This window comes from Virgibacillus sp. L01, assembly GCF_052246775.1.
Lineage (GTDB): Bacteria > Bacillota > Bacilli > Bacillales > Amphibacillaceae > Lentibacillus.
Genome location: NZ_JBQQCP010000001.1, coordinates 667329 through 688473 on the forward strand (window position 1 = coordinate 667329; position 21145 = coordinate 688473).

The window sequence follows — 21145 nt, forward strand, 5'->3', positions numbered from 1 at the left end:
TTTCAGCCCTCCTCGCTCGACTTTCAGCTCCACTCGTACGATACCACGCCCTACCCGCTCGATCCCATAAAAAAGAGTAAGCAACATAAAATTGCTTACTCTTCGATAAAACCTTATTCTTTTAAGAACGATTCTTTTATCGATGCTATATTACTCTCAAGTAAACTCTTCAGTTCTTTCGTGACACTACTGTTCTCTAAGTGCTTAAGGAAGTCATCCAGATGCTTAATCGCTTGGTCTAGATGTTCTTTTTCATAGTGATGGCTGGCTTGTGCCAGGCGATTTATAAGTTGTTGAGCTACTGAATGTTCAACATCTCCTGCTTTCTTAAGAGATTGTACCTGATCTGTCAGAGATGCAGTTGTGGCTTGAACGGTAATCTCAATTTTATTGGAAGCGATAGTTTCACCGTTATAGGAAATGTTCGCTTGTATCTCAGTACTTCCTGCATTTTTAGCTGTTATTTTTCCATTTTCTATTGTTGCAACTTGTGGAGCGCTGTTCGTCCATTCAACATCTGCTCCGGCTAGTTCAGCGGTATTGCCATTAGCCAGTGTGACAGTAAGATCTGCGCTTGTTTCTTCGCCTTGAACGATTGACTTCTCCTCAGCAGTGACGGTGGCATCTTCTAATGGAACAGGCAGTTTTAATAGATTTTCTCCGTTGGCATAATAAATGTTGCCTTCACTATCCAAGTCCATTAAGTGTACAGTGTCTCCGATAAGTTGTTTGCTCATCATTGTTTCCGGATCAATCACTGTAAGCTTTCGGCCTGCTGTGGTATAAAGCATCCCCTGATCATCCCAACGCATGAAGAATGGGCGCCATGAGCTTCCTCTATAGACTCCGGAGTAGAGCTCTGTACTTTTGATGACCTCTTTTGTTTCAGGGTGCATCGCGAAGACTACACTATTGGCAGTTCCCTCGCTATCGTAGCCCCATGCAGTTCCCCAAAGGTTTTTATCAGGGCCGATGGATAGTTCTCCGATCATTTCAGGCGTTGCTATTCCCTCTACTTTTAAGTCAAATACTTCATGTTCTTTTGTATCAGTATTATAAGCAAACATTTTAGCTTCTTTAGCGGTCGGTTCAATTCCAAGTCCACCGGTAATGGTGGAACCTCCATAAACCACGCCGTTTTGATAGGATAATCCGATAATACTTTGGTCCTGTACAATATTACGGATACTGTCCCACTCATCGGTATTTTCATCATAAATCGTGAGCGAGCCACCTAACTTTCCGTAGCCTGGAATCGTACCAATAAATAGTTTGTCATCGCCTGATGTGAAGGTGAATGGCCTGCTTTGGTCGTCACCGATGTCCTGAACCATTTCAGGGTTGTCGCCCTCTCCACCATCGGAATATTGATATGGCTGTTCAGGATCGAGCTCATAAATGCGGGCACCTCCATAAGTCCCCATATACACATTTCCATTAAGGAAACCTATCCCTTCTATTTGGTGAGGGTTTCGTTCGCGTAACGTATATTCCTCGGTTGAAGTATCGAATACTCCCATTGAACCTTGGTATCCGCCCATATAGACATTTTCATCTTGTCCTATTTCTAAACTCTGTATATTAAGTCCCTGCATTTCAACTTCAGGATAGCTTATTTCCACTGAATTTGTCTGTGGGTTATATACCGAATATTCGATTTGCTGATGCAAAATTGAAAGTACCTTTGTTCCGTCTTCTGTTGTCGTCCATTCCATAGCTTTCGCTGATGAGGCGGGGAGCTTGATACCCGGTTCAACAGCCTTCGTTTTATGTGTATCTAAATTATATGTCCACAATTCACTCGTTCGTTTATCTCTGAAATAGATTAAACTTTCATCGTATGGTGATGGAGATGATATCAATCCATCAAACGTATGTTCATCTTCCCAGTTCATCTCGTTTAACACTTCGCCCGTTGCAGCATCTATCGTTAGTAGTGATGTTCCATATGCTACAAATAGCTTTCCATCATACTCCCATATGTTTGAAACCGACGATTGAGCACCAGTAATAGGTAGTTCTATTTCCTGCTTTTCACCAGTTTCACGATTCATTTGATATAAATACGCTGTTGTGCCAATTCCTACATAAAGGTTATCCCCTGTCACACCAAGTCCTCTTGCATATTTCTGCTCATCATGGAAGGAGCCTAAGTCTGTAAATTCATCATTATTAATATCATATTCAAAAACTTTTGCATTTGGATATGTTGCACCATATATTTTCCCATCTTCAGTAGATTCCAATTCCCATACCCAGCTATCAGACGGGTTCTTTCCTACTGTCTCAATTCGTTGTTCCTCAACCAGATAGCGGTATAACGTACCATTATAAGTTCCCGAAAAGTAAACATTTCCGTCAGAACCAGTCGTCATGCCCCAAATAACGTCATTACCTGGCATAGACTGAGAAAATATCTTTTCTCCAGTGTTGGCGTCATTCGCATAGAAAGTTGCTGGGGAACCATTTGTTGCATAGTATACCTGTCCATTACCGATAACTGCTCCTTGTGTCTTTGCCGCCAGAGCAGATGGTCCCTTATTTATTGGATCCCCATAATCAAATGGTAAGTCCATTTGTTTCTTAACGGACAGTTTAAAGTCATCATAAAAAGCTGAACTTTTTCCTGCCAGACCAGCATATAAGAACACTTTTGCTGAAACAGCATCTCCAGGTGCTTTCCCTTCAGCTTTAATATCCAGCCATTCCTCGTTTGGTGTATCGTAGCCTGACCGGTGACTTCCCACTTCTTTTCCAGTACTATCGTAATACTTCATATAAAGACTTATACTTCCTGAATCGATATATGCCTTACCTGTTATCGTATACACTTTATTTGGATCAATCTCAACAGGTTGACTGTACAGTCCAACCGAGGCATCTGATTTTTCATCTGTTATTCTTACACTTTGCTGACCATCAAAAGCGTGGTCGTTACTAAGTGATACGGAAGTTCCCTCACGAGGTGAAGATGGGTATTTATCCCAGCCTGGTATAGCACCCTCATTGGATTGTTCCTCAAAACTAGCATTCTCTAAATCTAGAGCAACTGCTGATGACTTTTCAAATAGTTGCACATTATCGTAATAGCCCTTTGTTTTCGTATTGGAGGTTTGATAAATAAATAGTTTAACCCCAGTTGCTTCAGGCGGGGCATCCGCTTTAATGGTCACTTCTTGCCATTCATTAAGGGTTAGGTTTTCAAAATATTTTGCCCTATTTTCAATGATTTCTCCTTCGTCATTGACCCAACGCATCCATATTCCAGGATTTCCTTGGATTAGTTCTTCCACATATATTTGTGCAGATAGTCGGTAGGAATTCCCTTCTGTTACATCAATTGCCTGACTGAACAGACCAACGACACCATCGTTATCAATTCGAAGGCTTTGGTCACCTTCAAAGGCAAAATCACTTGCTATACTCATGCCTTCTGTATAGCCACCACTCCAATAATCCCAGGAAGGCAGATCGGTTTCTGAATCTGGCGCAGCCTCAAAATCACCGTTTTTCACTTCCATTTGCTCCCAACCTTCGTCCTCTTCAGCCGATACAATATGGTTAAATACAGAAGGCGGTAAAAGCGAAAAAACTAACAGCATTGAGAGCGCTATCGAATAAATACGTAAAAAAGTTTTACTCATTATCAAATCTCCTTTCAAAATTTTTATTTAACTAAAAACTATCATCCTTACTTAATATAAACTTCTTTTAAGCGCTTTCAATATCCTTTCACCTAAGGTTTATACGCACTTAAAAGACTTAAGTAGGTACTAAAGAACTAGATGGGCGTGCTATAAAGGCAATAAAAAAAGAGACCATCTCAAAAGGTCACAATTACGACCAATAATGAGACAGCCTCGTCATAATTAATAAATATATTTGGGCTATTTATACCTGTAATTCCATTCCATCATACGCTACATCAATTCCAAATGGGACGAGCAGTTTTTCTAAATCATCATGCAACAATCCGCAGTAATGTGAAAAATGTGTTGCTACAACCTGGGAATTCTCATGAAGCACACCTAATTCAGCAAATTTTGCCTTCGTATCCTTAACTGCTTCTATGTTCATGTGGATTGCCTTTCTATCTATTAACCCATTCGTGCAATCAAGTATAGCAATATCTATTACACGTTTAGCTAACCAATTGAAAGTTTCTTTAGGGAATACCCCTGTATCATGACCATACAGACAAGTCTTTCCGTCTTTTTCTATAAAATAAATAAAACTATTTTCGTCCGGTTTATGATCAGCCGGCAAAGGTGTAATTAACTTGCCACCTATCTCATACGTTGTAAAAGCTTGGAACGGCGCAATATTAAAATGCTCCATTTCATTCTCAAGTACTTCATGACAACGCTGAACAACATTCTCATTCCCATAAATATTTAGTTTATCCCCAAAGTCTTTAGCAAAATCGGGGGTACGCATTCTTATATCTTCCGGGTGAAAGTGATCATGGTGTGTGTGGGTAATGATTAGATGTTCAAAATTAGAGATCATATCTCCGTCACGTAATACATGCATAAAAGTATCTGGAGGAAAATCAATTTTTAGATTATCATCTACTAATGCTGACGTTCGCGTTCGAATGTCTTTTCCACCGTGACCCATTGCCTTTTGACAAAGTTCACACCGGCAAAAAATTGCTGGAACACCTTCAGATGCAGCACTGCCTAACAAGCGAATTTTCATGTTATACCACCTCATAAAAAAATTGGATCACACATAAAACATTCCTATTGTACTCGGCAATGGAATTGGTAATAGCGACTTCATCGCCTCTAATTCAGCATTATCCTGAAAGTCAAACAACATCTTTACCAAATCGGACGGTGGCAAATGGAATTGTGATTCATTATACTGCAGGATTACATTCCCGTCTTCTGAAGTTATCGTCAACTTCTCAGCCACAGCAAGACTTTTCTCCATTAAATAAGGCATTACCTGTTCTATTAATCTCTCAGGATTAACAATATGTACGGTGCCACCATTTTGCTCGGCCTCGGATGGAAGATCACTTAACTCATCATGAAGCGAATCCTGCCAGGGAACGGTTACTTCCAGTTTCAGGACAATACTGTTCGCCAATAAATCCGTGAATATCTCTCGAATTGCTTCTGGGTTACCACCCCAGTCCGTTACAAGGGCAAATTCCGTCTTATTTTCATTTTCCGGTATACCAATGACCACATAAGCCTCGATTGCTCCATTATTTTCAGTAACATACAATGCTTGTTTCTGCTTAAAAATACTTGCATAACCGCCTGCATCAAGAAGCACTGCCCATTCCCATATATTAGTTTCATAGCGAACTTGTTTTGCTTTTATTAAATCATCAACCTGAAAAAGATCTGTCGCAGAACCTTTCCTTACTGAATCTTGATATTTTTGTTCACCGGGAAGATTATCGATTTTATAATTGTACACTTTTCCAAAATGATAACAGTCATTCCTTCTATATAATCCGCGATCACCAGACACAAACAAAAGTGATGCTCCGGCCTGGTCAATAAAGTCATATACTTCTTCTAAAATAGCAGTTGATATACCCTGCCCCTGATAATCGGGGTGTGTACAAACAGAGCCAATCGAAAAAGTATTTAATTCAGCACTTCCAATGACCATTTTCGATGGTACTAGTCCTATAAAACTTACTAACTTATCCCCTTCAAAGGCAGCGAATGACTGGTTTAACTGTCTTGAGAAAACCTGCGGAAATGCTTCACCCATTGACGTATGATCCTTTTCACGAAACGTTTGATTGGATAAGTCTATCGCCTGGTCAAATTCCTGTTCTTTTAAATGGCGAATTTCCATTTCTTATACACCCCCAGCGTAAACTATTTCCCCGTTAACAATTGTTTTATCAACATTTAACTTGTTGTTTAAAATCATAATATCCGCTTTATATCCCGCGGAAATTCTGCCTCTATTTTCTCCTTTATCTATTGCATTCAGCGGCACCTGTGTTGCCATATAAACAGCTTTTTCCAATGGTATATTGCACTGTTCCACAGCATACTTAATTCCTTTATCCAAGGTGATTGCGCTTCCTGCCAGCTGACCGTTATCCAAAGTTACTTTGTTGCCATGTTTTATCAGGTTCTTTTCCCGGAAAAAATATTCTCCATCAGCTAATTCATTATATCCTGTACAATCAGATATCAGGACCATCCGTTCACTGCCCTTCACCTTATATAGAAGCTCAATCATATTGGGATGTATATGAATACCATCTGTAATAATTTCGCATGTGAGGATATCATAATACAAAGAGGCCACAGCGGTCCCGGGTGTTCGATGGTGTACAGGACTCATCGCATTAAATGTATGGGTTATTTGTGTCAAACCATACTCTATTGCTGCTCCTATTTCCTCAATTGTTGCGTTGGTATGTCCAGCTGAAATATGTATGCCGTTTGCTCGTAAATGATTTAGTATTGCGTAATCTTCCACTTCCTCAGGCGCCAATGTAATCACAGAAATAATATCTAAAAAAGGATTCAAAACATTTTCAACGTCATTCCAGGTTAGCTGCCGTATATAGGACTTGCTTTGTGCTCCGCTATACGTCGGACTTATCCACGGTCCTTCCAGATGAACACCAAGGCAGTTAGCACCTACAATCGGATTACCCTGATACGACTTGGCACCCTCAAGAAACTTCTTCACATCGTTAATTGTACCTGTCCTGGAGGTTGCCAGAAAAGATGTAAGCCCATAGCGTGGCAAAAGTTTTGCAATTTCAGCAAATGCTTCCTGATTATCCATAAAATCAAACCCATTTACACCATGAATGTGAATGTCTGTTAATCCAGGACAGATATAACCAACTTTCACTTCATATACGGGGGCATTAGTATTTACTCTTTCATTTCCGACATGGGTTATTTCGCCATCCGTTATTTGAACAAGACAATCTTTTATAATACGTCCATCCGTAATAACATCACCTTTTAAATAGTACATATCAATCCCTCACTTACCTTGTTTGACTAACGAACTAGCTCCAATCATGCTCGCATTATTTTTCAGATGTGCCTGCTGTAATACTATCGGAATAGATGCTGTTGCTGCCATTTTTTCTTCCAATTCACTCCACCAATACTTGCCGGAATCAATCACACCGCCACCGATAACAATAATTTCCGGATCGAATAAATATTGCAGGTTAATAAGCCCGATTGACAGATATTCTAAATAGTGATCAACGACACGTTTAGAGGATGCATCGATCATATAGTTTTCAAATACATCTTTGGGCTGGTAATTTTTCGAAGTCAATTCAGGATCATCTGAAATCATTCTTTCCAGTGCTTTACCTGAAGCATATGCCTCCCAGCAGCCTTTGCGCCCACACCCACATACTATTCCATTCGGAACAAGTGTCATGTGACCAACTTCACCGCCATGCCCACTATTTCCATGAACCAGCTCATTGTTATGAACAATTCCACCACCAATACCTGTTCCCAATGTGATACAAATATAACTGCTGACAGCCCTTGCTGCTCCTGCAGTTCCCTCTGCCAAGGCAGCACAATTCGCATCATTACCCACCACAACAGAGACATGAAAAGCATCTTCCAGCATAGCTTGGATTGGCACATTTGCTAAAGCCTGCAAATTAGGACAGCTTTTGATCACGCCATTATGAAAATCAACTATCCCAGCTGAAGCCACTCCAATACCATGAATTTCCTGGCCCTGAACCATCTCTTTTATCGCATCAATCATATTTTCTACAATTGCTTCCTTAGGTGTTTTTATCTGATTCTCTTTTACTAGCCGGGCTTCTCCATTAAACATGCCGAATTTTATTTTGGTACCTCCGATATCAATTCCAATCGTGTACACCCTGATTGATACCTCCCTCTTATAAAAGTGGACACCTTATACAGGTGCCCGCATTGTTTATAGATTTATTGCAGCTTTCTTTTCACTGGACTCATATGCTGCTAAAGCAACTTCCAATGCCTTTAAGCCATCCCTGCCAGAAATGGATGGTTCTCTTTTTTCTTGCACACAATTAACAAAATCCCGTATGAGGTCAAAATCCATATCATTCCCATAGACAACATGACTTAGCGATTTAGAACCACTTGTAAACATTCTGAAATGCTCTTTAAATGCATCAGCCTTCACTGTCTTCTTTGTGCCAACAACTTCAATTGTTGCATCGCCCCAGATTGGATATTCTTTAAACCGTGACCAGCTGGCGTCATGGGAGGCAACAACACCATTTTCAAATTCCAATGTGAGCAGCCCTGCATCATCAATAGCGATGTCGTGAAAATAAGAGTCTACAATCGCATGAACTTCGGTAATTTCCTTGCCTAAATACCAGCGCATTATGTCAACCATATGTACTGTATGATCTAATACAGCACCTCCACCAGATTGCTGTTTATCGATAAACCAGCTACCAGGGTTTTGACCTCTGTTTGTAGTTCGAAAGGCAACAATATCACCAAGTTCCCCATTATCAATCATGTTTTTCAACTGACTCATTGGCGTGCTGAACCTCACCGGAAATGCTGTTTGTAAAATAACCCTATTCTCATCACAAACATTGATCATATCTTGTGCATCTTCAACTGTTGTGGCAATTGGCTTTTCGCATAAAATATGTTTATTGGCATTTGCCGCATTTAAGACCATTTCTTTATGACGGAAATTTTCACTGCATATAATGACAGCATCCATATCCGCAGCTAGAAAGGAATCCTGATCATTAAAATACTTGGTATGATACTTTTCAGCTACTTCTTTTCCTCTATCTGAATTATCGTCAAAGATTCCAACTAATTCAACATTGGGCAGCTTCATTAACCCGTCTGCATAACTGTATGCATGCATATGCGCGAAACTCATCATTCCAATTTTCATTAATTAGCACCTCCATTTACAAGCTGGTTATAATTGATCAAGCGTTTGATCAAACTCTGATCAGCTGTATGTGCGATGTCAATAATCGAATCGACTGGATAAGTTAATGACGAATCTATTGAATTCATCGTTTCACTATCAAATTCCAGGATCGTTTTTATCCCGCTCCACTCAAGTTCAATGCGTTCATCCTGATCAGAAAATGTATACTCCATATGTGCCATTGTTCCACCGCCAAAATTGACAGTGACAATCACATGGTAAGGAGAAACGGTATGATTTGTATGCTTCACTTGAACATCCTGTGGTTCACCCAGTAGCGAGGACAGTACATATAAATCACCAGCAATCAGTTCCTTACTCTCATCATTACCAATGATTCTTCTTAAACGTAAAACACCCTTTGGTTTATGTTCTTTTTCTATAACCTCTTTTATTTTTTGGAAAAACGGATAATTTTCCAAGTCAAAATAAACATTTACCCCTTCTGCAACGTTATCCAGTAAGGTTGATGGAATAAATATGTTATTATTTTCATTTAAAACAGCATCCAGTTTAGTCTTGCTTATGGACAATAATGCCGTTACATCTTGTTCTGCTTGTTGTTCAACAGTGTCTACGATGGTTCGCAATGTTGCCTGATGATCAATTTTATCTAATCTTGCAAATACAATATTCCCCATTCTTCTCCCTCCTACTGAAGTAAGTTTCTTAAACGATTAACCGCTTCCTCATTAGCTTCCTTAGCATCGTCCTTACCTTCATATTCAATCGAAAGCCATCCTTGATAATTTGTTTCTTTTAGCCCTTGAACGATGTACGCTAAATCTACCTCCCCATCTCCTGGAATGGTACCAATTAACTCGACACCTAGCGTGGAACGAAATCCTTTGATATCTTCATTTGCTTCTTTTTCCCGGAAGTCCTTAAAGTGGACATGGACAATTTTATCTTTCAATCGGTCAAATGCCTGTTGGGGTTTCTCATGTACTAACAAGAAGTTGCCTGTATCAAACGTGGATTTCACATATGGGCTGTTTACTTCTTCGATAATCTCCTCAACCTGTTCACTCTTTCCAGCTAACAGACCATGGTTTTCAATGGCTAAATAAATCTGCTCTTTTTCAGCTGCTGCAGCACATTGCTTCAGGCCATCAACAATCCAGCCCTGACCATCCTCATATGTTAAGTCATCATGTATGTCGCCGCAAAATACACGGATTATATTTGTATTTAACTGTTTAGCTACTTGAATGGCTTCTTTTACTTTTGTGACTTCCTTTGCGCGATCTTCGCTTGATTCTTTCACAAAATTATTCGTTACGTCATAGGCGGAAACCTTTAAATTGTGTTTTTTCAGGGCTTTTGTTACCTGTTCAAGTTCATCTCTGATATCGTCTTTGTTTTGCCAAAAAATATCGAGCAGTTCGACGCCATCCAGTGAAATACGATTGGCATAATCAATAAAATCGACAGTGGACCAATTTTCCTTTTTGACGGTTGAAATTAAACTGTACATGCTGACACTAATATTCATAAATATCCTCCTTGTATTTAGGTGCTTTATTTTGGGCTTTCAAGTTCTTATTTCGTAAGTTTTGTGGCTTTTTAAGATTCGCAGTTATATAGAAACTGCGAAACATTGAACGTTTTATTTTGTGAGCTTTCACCCGTTCTGATGATTGTGCATCCCCTTAAGTCGTTCCGGCAGAATACTTCGCTTTCCATGGGCACGACCTTAGCCTCCTCAGAAGCAAAGAACGCTTCTTCCGGGGTCTTCGGAACGTGCTGTTCCCATAGGAGTCTACGTATTCTGCCTCCACTGGTATAGGATTTTCTGATTAACGGGTAGTTATAGTCGATAAAAATCAACGAATAATGAGTTATTCCAAGCTTCGGAAAAATGCGAGACTCCTATGGGAATGGAACAGCCTGAAGACCCCGCAACGAGCGCTTTTTGCTCGTGAGGAGGCTGAAGCGTTCCCCATGGAAAGCGAGTATTTTTCCGAAGCGTTGGGTTAGCACTCATCTTATATAGTATGGAAGAAAATCACGATTAAGGTATGACTTAATTTATAGTTTTTTAGCAGTCATGAAAAGTATATAATTTGCTGATCTAGTTCAGTAATGTCTTTTTATTGGAAACTATACTTTACAAATCAAACAGTTGTTGCTTACCTATTCCTGATGTGTCATGGGGGTTATTTTCTAATTGTCTGCTCAAGAATTCGAGCTTTTTTTCGTCATGAAACGGGTTAAGCTCATGGGTGAACTGTGGATATACCTCGATGTTTTTATTGGCTGACTGAATATGGTTATAGGCTGCAAATACTGTTGATGGTGGTGTGATAGCATCCTCTAATCCAGCAGCCATTAATGTCTGGCAAGTAATTGATTCACAGAAATGCACACTATCAATATAGCCCAATGTCCTAATAACTTGGTCAAAGGTACTATACTGTGGGTCATTCCACTTAAAATAGTTTACGATTTCCATATACGGACCAGACAGAGCAACATCCAATGCACGTTCAAAATGTGCTAGGAACGGCCAATCAGCCATCACAAAATCCATTTCTCCATCTAATCCTGCTGCACTAAGTGCCAGACCACCACCCTGCGAAGAGCCCATAACACCCAGTTTCGTTGGGATAATGGGAGAATCCTGAGATCTGATCCACTTTAACTGCATTAAAATATCGCGGTATATATTCGTAAAATAATAGTTTTCAGGCTGATGAATTCCAAGTAACATCCAGCCAGGAATTCTGCTGCCATTCTGATAGTTTCCGAAGTCAGGTGATGATCCTTGCCCACGGACATCAAATACATAGACCGCAAATCCAACTGATACCCATTTCAGGTAATCAACGGGAAGTCCGCAACTCCCTGTATACCCAGGAAAACATATAATTACTGGACATTCCGCCATGGACTTTGGTTTTACCAGCATTCCATTCAGTGGTGTACCATCCCAGCTTGTAAAGACAATATCCAATACCTCGACAGATGGAACAGGATATTCTCTTAATTCTGTTTCTACCTTTGTTCGCTCATTTTTCAAATCATTCTTTTGTTCAGACCAAAATGCCTCAAAATCACGAGGCTTGTTTTCTAATGCTGGTCGGTAATCACGCAGTTTTTCGAGTGGAAAGTCGCCTAAATGCCTTCCCATAACGATTCACCTCATTACTCTTCATAAAATTCATCAGGCCATTCAAGCTCTAACCCGCTTTCTCTTAACTCATACTGAAATGCTGCTAGTAACTTATCATTCTCTCGTACTGACTTAGGATCTGTATGATTGTTTAAACAAAATCCAACTAATGCCCCGCATGCCTCACCAATATTCCATTCCACCGGATGAAGGCGATAGCAGCCATTGGTAATATGAGTCGTACCAATGTTTTTACATCCAGCCAGCATGTTGTCTACATCCTTTGGTATAAGCGCACCCAATGGTATGTGAAATGGAAGTGCTTTAATATCTAGATAGGTTTTTCCTGTCATACTTGGGTGTAAGTCAATACTATAAGACCCGATCCCGACACTGTCCTCGTATTTTTTACCTGCCCGACCGGCGTTGCAGTCAGGTGATACATCCTGCTCGGTAACGGTATATTCTGCCTTAATTCTTCTTGATTCTCTTATATAGGAAGCCTTTGCCAGCCCGTCTTCTGTTGCAAAAATATCTTTTCGGAGCTTTAATCCTGGATAACCTTTCACACCATTAGATCTTGGTGCCTCGGTTTGCAGCCAGTACAATAGAGAAAGGCTCAGCTGTTTTGCCTGATATAAGTGCTTTGCTTTCTCTAACTCTGATACATCATATATATTCCCTAAAAAGTAATCGTTTTGCGGCCAATTCATTAATGAGACATCGCCTGCTCTTGAAGGAATGTCGTATTGGCTCTTATCAAATATCCGGCGGTACTCCCATAAAGGAAATCCTGTTTCCTCCCTAAATAATGTATATTCACGCTTTTCTTTTGTAATTGGATGTGGTGCAAAAAAACTTAATAGTCTATCCGGCCAAATAGCTGGATGGAACTCTCTCCAAAATTCATACATCTCAGGTTTTGGAATGGTATGGTCTTCTCCTTCTCGATACTCCATACCTAAAACATAAGTGAATGCCTGAATATCATCCGGATCAGCAACATCTAATGCATGCGGTTCACCAGTGTCGTTCTTTGCTTCTGCACCTATTACATATTCCATTTCAGCTAAGGGCAGTACATCGCCCGCTTCTGTTGCATCGATAAAATATGGTACAGTAATCTGTTTCTTTGTGCCTGTTTGCACATGTTCAAACGTCATGTCATGGACCGTTTTTCCGGATTTGTTAACCGATGTGACTTTCGTGTTTAGTTCGATTGTTAGCTGATCCGTCAGTACATAAGGCATTAGCATTTCATTTAGTACATGCAGCGTCACACGTGGATCATGGCAAATGTTACTTACTAACCCATTTCCGGGATTTAAGATTGCTTTACCTGACTTTACCGTCATAGAGCGTGAATAGGTTTCTCTTACTTTATTACGATAATCACGATATCTTTTTGTTGAGCCAAAATCCTCTATCCACTTATGTTCATCAGGGGGGACGCCTTGGGATGTTATCTGCCCGCCTACCCAATCTGTTTCTTCTGTTAACAGGACGTTCAGGCCACTTTCGCAAGCGGAGAGTGCTGCTGCACAGCCACCCAATCCCCCGCCAACGATTACTAGCTCCTTATTCAATTCTTCCATCTACAGATATACCTCTTTGCCGTTTTCTGCTGATTCATAAACAGCATTGAGCATCTTCATGACCTGAACGCCATCTGCAACAGGTGCGATTGTTTCTTTTCCATCTTTACAGCACGCAACAAAATGATTAATCTCATTTACAAAGGCTTTATGGACATCAAATTTAAGTGTGTCCAGCTGTGGTGTAACATTCAAAATGGTATTATGCTTCTCCGTAACTAAAGATAACTCGGGTTCAATTTCCGCTCCACCCTTATCGCCATACAGCTTAACATTTACTTCATCCTTTTTTGCTTGCAAGGTGAAACTAACATCAACTAAAAGGGATGCACCATTTTCAAAACGGATTAATGCATTCGTTAAATCTTCTACATCATTCAACGTCGGATCGTAATCAGCAGCCTTGTAGAATGATAGATTCTCAATGTGGCTGCGATTCCCTAACTTTGAATACGTATTGCCGCTAACTGATACTGGGCGTGGTTTCCCCATCATGTACCAGCAGATATCAATCATATGAACGCCTAAGTCGATTAATGGACCGCCACCAGATTTTGAAATATTACTAAACCAGCCTCCAGGATTTCCAAGTCTTCTTAAACACGAGGCTTTGGCATAATAAATCTCACCTAGCTCATCATTATCAATAAACGTTTTTAATAGTTTTGCATTATCACCATGCCGTCTAACAAAACCAACCTGCAATACTTTCCCTGACTTTTTGGCTGCTGCTTCAATTGCTAACGCTTCCTCGGTTGTCATGCTTAACGGCTTTTCCACCAATACATGTTTGCCAGCTTCCAGTGCTGCGACAGCAATTTTTGCATGGGTATTATTCCATGTACAAATACTGACTGCATCAATTTCATCGTTTTGCAACAGCTGCTGATAATCATTGTACAACTGAGTCACTCCATACAATTCACCTTTTTCATTCAAACGATTTTGATTGATGTCACATAGCGCAATTAAATCCGCTTGCTCGCTTTCAAGATATGGTTTAATATGAAATTCTGATATCGAACCTACACCTATAACTCCAACTTTCAACATTTGAAAACTCCTTTCTTTTTGCTAACTAATCAAAAATGACTTCCTTATTCTGATCTGATGAATCATAAATTCCGTGAATCATTTTCAAAACTTCGTACCCATCATTGCCATCTATTAATGGAGTTGTGTTCGTTCGCACACATTCAATGAAATGCTCGATTTCAGCTTTAAATGGTATGCTGTCTTCGTATAATGGATTTGTTTTGCTGAGCAATCCGTTCTCTTCCTTAAAAATCGTAAGTGGTGATAAGGTTGCACCACCTTTATTGCCAAATAATTCGATATCGATATTACCGTCCTGCTCCCCATTCACAGCCCAGGCAATCTCAAGTGATAAAACTGAGCCGTTTTTAAAGCGGATCCAGGCGGAACTAAAATCCTCTACATCAAATACATGTTCTGCATTTAATTTTTTATTCTTCGACTCCCAGCTTGAGGTATACTTTGTTTGATAATTCCCCAATCCATTGAGCGTTTTTCCTGTAATCGATTGAACCTGTGGATTTCCCATCAGCCACCATGCCAAATCAAGTGCATGGACACCGATATCCATCATTGCACCACCGCCAGCTAATGCTTTATTGGTAAACCAGCCCTTTGGTGTCCCGCGACGTCTGAACAGTTTTGCTTTTGCATAGTAAACATCTCCAAATGCTTGCTGTTCTGCGTATTCTTTTAAAATACCCGTATCACGACGAAAACGATGGGTCATTCCAACCATCGTCAACACATCTTTTGCTTTAGCTAATTCCAAATAGTCGTTTACATCCTGTAAATCAGTACCAATTGGTTTTTCCATAAATACATGTATTCCCTTTTGAGCCGCCAGTGTAGCAATCGGAATATGGGTTTGGTTTGGTGTGCAGATAATGACTGCATCGATTGCAACCTGCTTAAACATCTCTTCAGCTTCCTGAAAAAAATGTAGAATTTGATATTTTTCAGCTATTTCCTTCGCCTTATTGAAATCCAAATCTGCAACGGCAGCGATCGTTACATTTTCTGAGTCGTTCAGATGAAGGATATGACTTGTTTCCGCAATCGCACCAAGTCCAATTATTCCTACGTTGACATTTTCCATTCTTATCAGCACCTTATTTTGAGAAATTTATCACCTTTGTTAACGTGGTTGATTTTTTGTTAACTAGTTCATCAAATGCTCGAGATACATCGCTGAAGTTAATCTCTTCTTTAATGAAAGAGCTTACATTAATCCGTTCTTCGCTTACTAGTCTAATATATTCTTCTATATTCCTTCCTTCTGTCCAGCGAACAAATCCATATGGATAGTCATTGGCCTCTGCTTCGTAAGTCTTATCGTACCTGCCTGGACCTCCTGCTCTGGAAATAAGAATTTGCGCCTCTTTACTAAACATTCGGTTTCTCGGAAAATCTGGTTCAATGTCACCGACAATAACAACTTTCCCTTTATTTCTTATCCATTCAAGACTTTGTGCTGTTAGTGGCGATTTCTTACCACCGGCACATAGAAGTACAGCATCTGCACCATTCCCGCTCGTATCATTTTTTATCATATCCTCCATTGCATTAACAGCAGAAAATGACTTGATATTTGTTTCTTCCTGCAGCATTGATGCCCGTTCTTCATGAAAGTCATAAGCAATAACATTGTAGGCGGAAGCGTCTGCAATTTTAGCAATCATTTGACCGAGTAATCCTAGTCCTACAACAGAAACTGTCTCACCAAATTGGAGGTTTGCAACCCGCAATGCATGAATAGCGATCGCACCAATACCAGCAAGTGCCGCCTCCTTTGGTTCAACATTCGAAGGAACTTTTGCATAAAGCGTTTTTGGAACTAATAAATACTCGGAATGCTGCACATACGGAGCGCCATAAACAGCAACCAAATCCCCGGGTTTCACATCGGTAATATCACTTCCGCACTCCTCGACTACTCCCATCGCGCTGTAGCCTAATGTAATTTGTTTATCGGTACTATTTTCGATAATTGTTAGTTCAGTACCTGGTGAAATAATCGAGTACATTGTCTTTATTAGTAAGTGGGAAGATTTTACTGCAGGTGATTCATCCTCAACTATTTCAACTTGTTTGTTGTTGGCAATAATTTTTCGCATTGTTCGTTTACTCCTTCCAGAAAACTTCTTGCATAACTAGCTGAACCATCTTGAAAGATTCTTTTCCACGAATTCATCATCATGTAAATGCGGGTATGCTGCATATACACGATCTATCTCTTCCATTTGACTAGGTCCCAACTCTTCTTTTTCCAGCAAGCACCATCTGCCTTGCAGCAGGCCTTGTCTGGCTAATACTTCATTAATCCCGGCAATACTTCCTTTAAAATGATTTTTGGCATCAAAGAAGGAAGCATTTGCATCGGTAATCTCCTGTGCTATTGTTAAATACTTACTTGGGATATGATCATTATGCTGCACCTTTTTTATCTCATCAAATACTTCTACTGCTTTCTTTGTCCAAACTGACCAGTGTCCCAGTAACCCTCCGACGATCTTCTTTTCTACTTTTTTGCCATTAACATTTATGCTGTAAGCAGTTAACAGGTCATTTACGATATTGTCATCATTTCCAGTGTATAATGCGATGTCCTCATTTCTTTGCGAGTTGCATACTGCCCTTACTACATCAAGTGAAAGATAGCGGTTAAACGGTGCAATCTTAATCGCATGCACATTCGGAATATCCGCAAATTTTCTCCAGAAACCATAGGAAAGGACTCTTCCTCCAACAGCTGGCTGCAGGTAAAATCCGAAAACAGGGATGACTTCTGCAACCTTTTTCGTTCTTTCAAGTAATTGTTCCTCTGTATGAGACTGTAAACCTCCCATGCTTAGTAATCCAAGGTCATAACCGATTTCTTTAGCAAATTCTGCTTCTTTTACTGCTTGATCTTGAGGTCCACAAATCCCAGCGATTTTAATAAATGAATCTGGTACCTCGGCCATCTCCATTTCGTCAATCGCAAGTTTTAACACCTTTTCAAATAAATTAAACGCGGAATCACGGATCTCAAACTGGGTTGTATGTACCCCGACAGCAAGCCCTCCGACTCCAGCATCTATATAATAGCGGGTAAGTGCTCGCTGGCTTTGCTCGTCAAGTTCTCTGTCTTCCGTTAAAGCTAATGGATGTGCTGGTATAAATGCTCCTTCATGCAGAAAATTTTTTACGGATTTTTTTAACATTTAAAATGCCCCTTGCCGCTCTTGGAAATGAGTTGGTTTGTCGTATGTAGAACCATCATTCATCAGCCAATCTGCCGTCATGTCTATCATTTGCTGTATGGTTACCTTAGGATATCCAAATAACTTATGTGCTTGAGAAGCATTATTCAATAAAGCAGTAGGGTTTTCCACGTTATAAAAGTTGGCACCTTTATCAAACCGCTTAGCAAATTCTTCAGCAAGCCAGCGAACAGATACTGTTTCCGGACCAGTGGCATTTAATATTTTGGGCGGTGCTTCCGTATGTAATAATGACCGAATAGCGTATTCGTTTGCATCACCCTGCCAAATGACATTGACATTACCCATTTCAAGATCAATAGACTGTTCGTGATAGACTTGTTTGGCGATTTCAAGTAACACGCCATATCGGAGGTCAATTGCATAATTTAATCTGAATAGCAGCATCGGTGTTTTATTTTTATGTGAGAAATGAGTGAGCACACGTTCCCTGCCCAAACATGACTGAGCATATTCCCCAACTGGATTAACAGGTGTGTCCTCAGAGCAATTGCTGCTTAATACATTTACGAAAGGATATACATTCCCAGTTGAGAACGCGACCATACGTGAATCAGCAAATTTTTCAGCAAGCCTACCTGGTAAATATGCATTCATTGCCCATGTGAAATGCTCATTTCCAACCGTTCCAAACTTATTCCCAGCCATATAAATAACATTTTCTACAGTTGGGAGTGATTGAAGATCGGACTCATTTAACAAATCAGCTGCGATTGTTTCGATGCCAAAATCCTCTAGTTCTTGTTTTAGCGACCCCGATGAAAACCTTGATACACCAATTACTCTTTTATTTAAGCCGCCTTCATCTATAGCCCTTTTCGTTAATTTTGCCATTGACGGCCCCATTTTCCCGCCAATACCTAATATCAAAATATCACCTTCCAATTTTGAAAGGTCTTCAATTAACTCTTCCGATGGTTCAGTCATTAATTTTTCGAGCTCTGAGATTGTTTTCATTTAACCACTCCTACTTATATTATGTTTTTTCTCTTTTCGATTGAAATTTCTGATAATATACTTATTATTCTATGAACAATTTCATTAAAAGACAAGTCTTGAATGTGTCTTTATTAGATAGCCTCTGAAAAATAAGCGTCAAATGAATTTTGACAATTCTAATTATACAAAGTATTATAAATGCAGTGATTACAAAAAGACATGTCTATACAATTGTCTATTCTTGGTAGTTAAGGCTTTCGCCTCGTTAGAACTTTTTAAGGGAGATGACTATATGCAAATTAATAAACGTGTTGATGACAGCTCAGAAATTAATATTGGCATTATTGGATCAAAGTCCCTCATAGACCAGACAAAAGAAACGTTAAAATCTTTTCCAAACTTTAAACCCGTCTTTGGTGTGATTGAACCTGACACCGCAATTACAGATTTGGCGACAGAGTTAATGCATGAGGTTGATGTATTAGTATTTACAGAGTACCATTTATACAACCTGGCCAAGCAGGCGATGGATTTCTCAATCCCTGTTCATCATGTTCCATTGATGGGAACCGGACTGTACAGGTCATTATTTCTTATTAAAAGCAGCTACGGGTTAAAGTGTCTATCAGTTGATACGATTGAAGAAAAGTACGTCAAAAAAATACTCGTCGAATTAGGTGAGGAAGACTATGAATTTAAAGTTATTCCTAACCATTCGAAACCAAAATTGATTGAAGACATTATCAAATTCCACATTAATAACTATAATTCTGATGGCTCGATTGCACTCACAGGTATACAGGAAGTTTCTGTTAGATTGTCAGAAATGAGTATTCCTAACGAATGGGTAACACCAACACAACAGGACATGATTGTTTCCCTGGAACGAGCTCTACTAGCAACAAACACCCGCCGAAACAAAGAATCGCAAATTGTTTTTGGATTAATAAATGTTGATGACTTTACTAGAGTCACAGAAAAATATACGTCGGAACATGATGTGCAATTACTGAAATTGAACATTCAGCAAATTCTCCTTGATTACATAAAACAGCTTGACGGCCATTTAATCAATCTCGGTGGAGAAGAATATTCATTTATCACGACACGCGGCGTATTCGAACGGGAAACCAGAGGGTATAAGTTCATACCACTACTTCAGGATACAAATAATGCTATTGGCATAACGCTAAGTATTGGCGTTGGCTTTGGAAGCACAGCAGCTGAAGCGGGCAGCCATGCACGATTAGCATTACGTCAATCTAAAGAACTGGGTGGCGATGTATGCTATATCGTCCGCGAAGATAAGAGTGTCCTAGGCCCAGTTGATATTACTACCCACACACAATACGAACGGTATGATTTAGCTATTACAGATGCACAACTGTTAGATCGAGCCGAAAAGGCTGGTATGTCCGCATCCTATATGACAAAGCTAATGGCACGTGTTTCCCGGTACGGAATCATCGATTACACTGCACAGGAACTAGCTTCAACCCTCAAAATAACGATTAGAAGCGCACACCGCATCCTATTAAAATGGATGGACGCAGAACTCGTCGAGATCATCGGCGAGGAGAAAGTAACCTATAAAGGACGACCCCGCCGGATTTACCGCCTGACTTTTATTATGGAGGAAGAGTTGAAATAAGTTCCCTTGATGTGCGCTGTCGCTCGAGTTTAGTGCTTGTCGCGCGAGTTTGGTGCGCTCTCGCTCGAGTTTGAGGTGCTGTCGCTCGACTTTGATGTGCTGTCGCTCGAGTTTGGTGTGCTGTCGCTCGAGTTTGAGGCGCTGTCGCTCGAGTTGAGGCGCTGTCGCGCGAGTTTGGTGCGTTGTCGCTCGAGTTCGGCGCACTGTCGCGCGAGTTTGGTGCGTTGTCGCTCGAGTTTGGTGCGTTGTCGCGCGAGTTTGATGTGCTGTCGCGCGAGTTCGGTGTGTTGTCGCGCGAGTTCGGTGCGTTGTCGCGCGAGTTTGGCGCGTTGTCGCTCGAGTTTGGTGCGCTGTCGCGCGAGTTTGATGCGTTGTCGCGCGAGTTTGGTGCGCTCTTGCTCGAGTTTGGTGCGTTGTCGCGCGAGTTTGGTGTGCTGTCGCGCGAGTCGGGTGCGTTATCGCGCGAGTTCAGTGCGCTGTCGCGCGAGTTCGATGCACCCTCGCTCGAGTTCAACACACCCTCGCTCGAGTTCAACACACCCTCGCTCGAGTTCAACACACCCTCGCTCGAGTTCAACGCACTATCGAATCCAGCGCTCTAAAT

At 40.5% G+C, this 21145-nt stretch carries 17 protein-coding genes; 2 read left to right on the forward strand and 15 right to left on the reverse strand.

What is annotated here, in order from left to right:
• Positions 1 to 113: 113 nt before the first annotated feature.
• From ACTWQM_RS03070 to ACTWQM_RS03140, 15 genes are all read right to left on the reverse strand, one after another.
• Positions 114 to 3644 (reverse strand): FIMAH domain-containing protein, encoded by a 3531-nt coding sequence (locus ACTWQM_RS03070; RefSeq protein ID WP_443256687.1) that lies wholly within the window; start codon positions 3642 to 3644, stop codon positions 114 to 116.
• Between the two features lie 247 nt (positions 3645 to 3891).
• Positions 3892 to 4701, reverse strand: coding sequence for an MBL fold metallo-hydrolase (locus ACTWQM_RS03075; protein WP_443256688.1), 810 nt, complete (start codon positions 4699 to 4701; stop codon positions 3892 to 3894).
• Positions 4702 to 4728: 27 nt separating this feature from the next.
• Entirely contained in the window at positions 4729 to 5826 is a 1098-nt protein-coding gene (locus tag ACTWQM_RS03080; protein ID WP_443256689.1) for a GNAT family N-acetyltransferase, read from the reverse strand.
• Positions 5827 to 5829: 3 nt separating this feature from the next.
• Positions 5830 to 6978, reverse strand: coding sequence for an N-acetylglucosamine-6-phosphate deacetylase (nagA, locus tag ACTWQM_RS03085; protein WP_443256690.1), 1149 nt, complete (start codon positions 6976 to 6978; stop codon positions 5830 to 5832).
• Between the two features lie 9 nt (positions 6979 to 6987).
• Positions 6988 to 7866, reverse strand: coding sequence for an ROK family protein (locus ACTWQM_RS03090; RefSeq protein WP_443256691.1), 879 nt, complete (start codon positions 7864 to 7866; stop codon positions 6988 to 6990).
• Between the two features lie 57 nt (positions 7867 to 7923).
• Positions 7924 to 8898 (reverse strand): Gfo/Idh/MocA family protein, encoded by a 975-nt coding sequence (locus tag ACTWQM_RS03095; RefSeq protein WP_443256692.1) that lies wholly within the window; start codon positions 8896 to 8898, stop codon positions 7924 to 7926.
• Positions 8898 to 9581 (reverse strand): hypothetical protein, encoded by a 684-nt coding sequence (locus tag ACTWQM_RS03100; protein ID WP_443256693.1) that lies wholly within the window; start codon positions 9579 to 9581, stop codon positions 8898 to 8900. Before ACTWQM_RS03100 ends, ACTWQM_RS03095 begins: the two co-directional genes overlap by 1 nt.
• An 11-nt stretch (positions 9582 to 9592) precedes the next feature.
• Complete coding sequence (locus ACTWQM_RS03105; RefSeq protein WP_443256694.1) at positions 9593 to 10435, reverse strand: sugar phosphate isomerase/epimerase family protein; 843 nt, start codon at positions 10433 to 10435, stop codon at positions 9593 to 9595.
• Between the two features lie 615 nt (positions 10436 to 11050).
• On the reverse strand, positions 11051 to 12073 hold the full coding sequence (locus ACTWQM_RS03110; protein WP_443256695.1) for an acetylxylan esterase: 1023 nt from the start codon (positions 12071 to 12073) through the stop codon (positions 11051 to 11053).
• A gap of 14 nt (positions 12074 to 12087) precedes the next feature.
• Positions 12088 to 13650, reverse strand: coding sequence for an FAD-dependent oxidoreductase (locus ACTWQM_RS03115; protein ID WP_443256696.1), 1563 nt, complete (start codon positions 13648 to 13650; stop codon positions 12088 to 12090).
• Positions 13651 to 14703 (reverse strand): Gfo/Idh/MocA family protein, encoded by a 1053-nt coding sequence (locus ACTWQM_RS03120; RefSeq protein ID WP_443256697.1) that lies wholly within the window; start codon positions 14701 to 14703, stop codon positions 13651 to 13653.
• A gap of 25 nt (positions 14704 to 14728) precedes the next feature.
• Positions 14729 to 15784, reverse strand: coding sequence for a Gfo/Idh/MocA family protein (locus ACTWQM_RS03125; protein ID WP_443256698.1), 1056 nt, complete (start codon positions 15782 to 15784; stop codon positions 14729 to 14731).
• A gap of 13 nt (positions 15785 to 15797) precedes the next feature.
• Positions 15798 to 16802, reverse strand: a complete 1005-nt coding sequence (locus ACTWQM_RS03130) for a zinc-dependent alcohol dehydrogenase (protein ID WP_443256699.1) — start codon at positions 16800 to 16802, stop codon at positions 15798 to 15800.
• Positions 16803 to 16838: 36 nt separating this feature from the next.
• On the reverse strand, positions 16839 to 17891 hold the full coding sequence (locus tag ACTWQM_RS03135) for a dihydrodipicolinate synthase family protein (protein WP_443256700.1): 1053 nt from the start codon (positions 17889 to 17891) through the stop codon (positions 16839 to 16841).
• Positions 17892 to 18908, reverse strand: a complete 1017-nt coding sequence (locus ACTWQM_RS03140; RefSeq protein ID WP_443256701.1) for an NAD-dependent epimerase/dehydratase family protein — start codon at positions 18906 to 18908, stop codon at positions 17892 to 17894.
• Between the two features lie 274 nt (positions 18909 to 19182).
• Here ACTWQM_RS03140 and ACTWQM_RS03145 point away from each other — a divergent pair, with 274 nt between their 5' ends.
• Both ACTWQM_RS03145 and ACTWQM_RS03150 read left to right on the forward strand, forming a co-directional pair.
• Positions 19183 to 20541, forward strand: coding sequence for a hypothetical protein (locus tag ACTWQM_RS03145; protein WP_443256702.1), 1359 nt, complete (start codon positions 19183 to 19185; stop codon positions 20539 to 20541).
• 182 nt (positions 20542 to 20723) lie between these two features.
• Positions 20724 to 21143 carry a hypothetical protein gene (locus tag ACTWQM_RS03150; RefSeq protein ID WP_443256703.1) on the forward strand — a complete coding sequence of 140 codons (420 nt, stop codon included), beginning with the start codon at positions 20724 to 20726 and terminating at the stop codon, positions 21141 to 21143.
• The last annotated feature ends 2 nt before the right edge of the window (positions 21144 to 21145 follow it).

Coding starts and splice junctions, on each gene's coding strand:
- ACTWQM_RS03070 (WP_443256687.1), bottom strand. CDS start 3,644: ATGAGTAAAACTTTTTTACGTATTTATTCGATAGCGCTCTCAATGCTG.
- ACTWQM_RS03075 (WP_443256688.1), bottom strand. CDS start 4,701: ATGAAAATTCGCTTGTTAGGCAGTGCTGCATCTGAAGGTGTTCCAGCA.
- ACTWQM_RS03080 (WP_443256689.1), bottom strand. CDS start 5,826: ATGGAAATTCGCCATTTAAAAGAACAGGAATTTGACCAGGCGATAGAC.
- nagA (WP_443256690.1), bottom strand. CDS start 6,978: ATGTACTATTTAAAAGGTGATGTTATTACGGATGGACGTATTATAAAA.
- ACTWQM_RS03095 (WP_443256692.1), bottom strand. CDS start 8,898: ATGAAAATTGGAATGATGAGTTTCGCGCATATGCATGCATACAGTTAT.
- ACTWQM_RS03100 (WP_443256693.1), bottom strand. CDS start 9,581: ATGGGGAATATTGTATTTGCAAGATTAGATAAAATTGATCATCAGGCA.
- ACTWQM_RS03105 (WP_443256694.1), bottom strand. CDS start 10,435: ATGAATATTAGTGTCAGCATGTACAGTTTAATTTCAACCGTCAAAAAG.
- ACTWQM_RS03110 (WP_443256695.1), bottom strand. CDS start 12,073: ATGGGAAGGCATTTAGGCGACTTTCCACTCGAAAAACTGCGTGATTAC.
- ACTWQM_RS03115 (WP_443256696.1), bottom strand. CDS start 13,650: ATGGAAGAATTGAATAAGGAGCTAGTAATCGTTGGCGGGGGATTGGGT.
- ACTWQM_RS03120 (WP_443256697.1), bottom strand. CDS start 14,703: ATGTTGAAAGTTGGAGTTATAGGTGTAGGTTCGATATCAGAATTTCAT.
- ACTWQM_RS03125 (WP_443256698.1), bottom strand. CDS start 15,784: ATGGAAAATGTCAACGTAGGAATAATTGGACTTGGTGCGATTGCGGAA.
- ACTWQM_RS03130 (WP_443256699.1), bottom strand. CDS start 16,802: ATGCGAAAAATTATTGCCAACAACAAACAAGTTGAAATAGTTGAGGAT.
- ACTWQM_RS03135 (WP_443256700.1), bottom strand. CDS start 17,891: ATGTTAAAAAAATCCGTAAAAAATTTTCTGCATGAAGGAGCATTTATA.
- ACTWQM_RS03140 (WP_443256701.1), bottom strand. CDS start 18,908: ATGAAAACAATCTCAGAGCTCGAAAAATTAATGACTGAACCATCGGAA.
- ACTWQM_RS03145 (WP_443256702.1), top strand. CDS start 19,183: ATGCAAATTAATAAACGTGTTGATGACAGCTCAGAAATTAATATTGGC.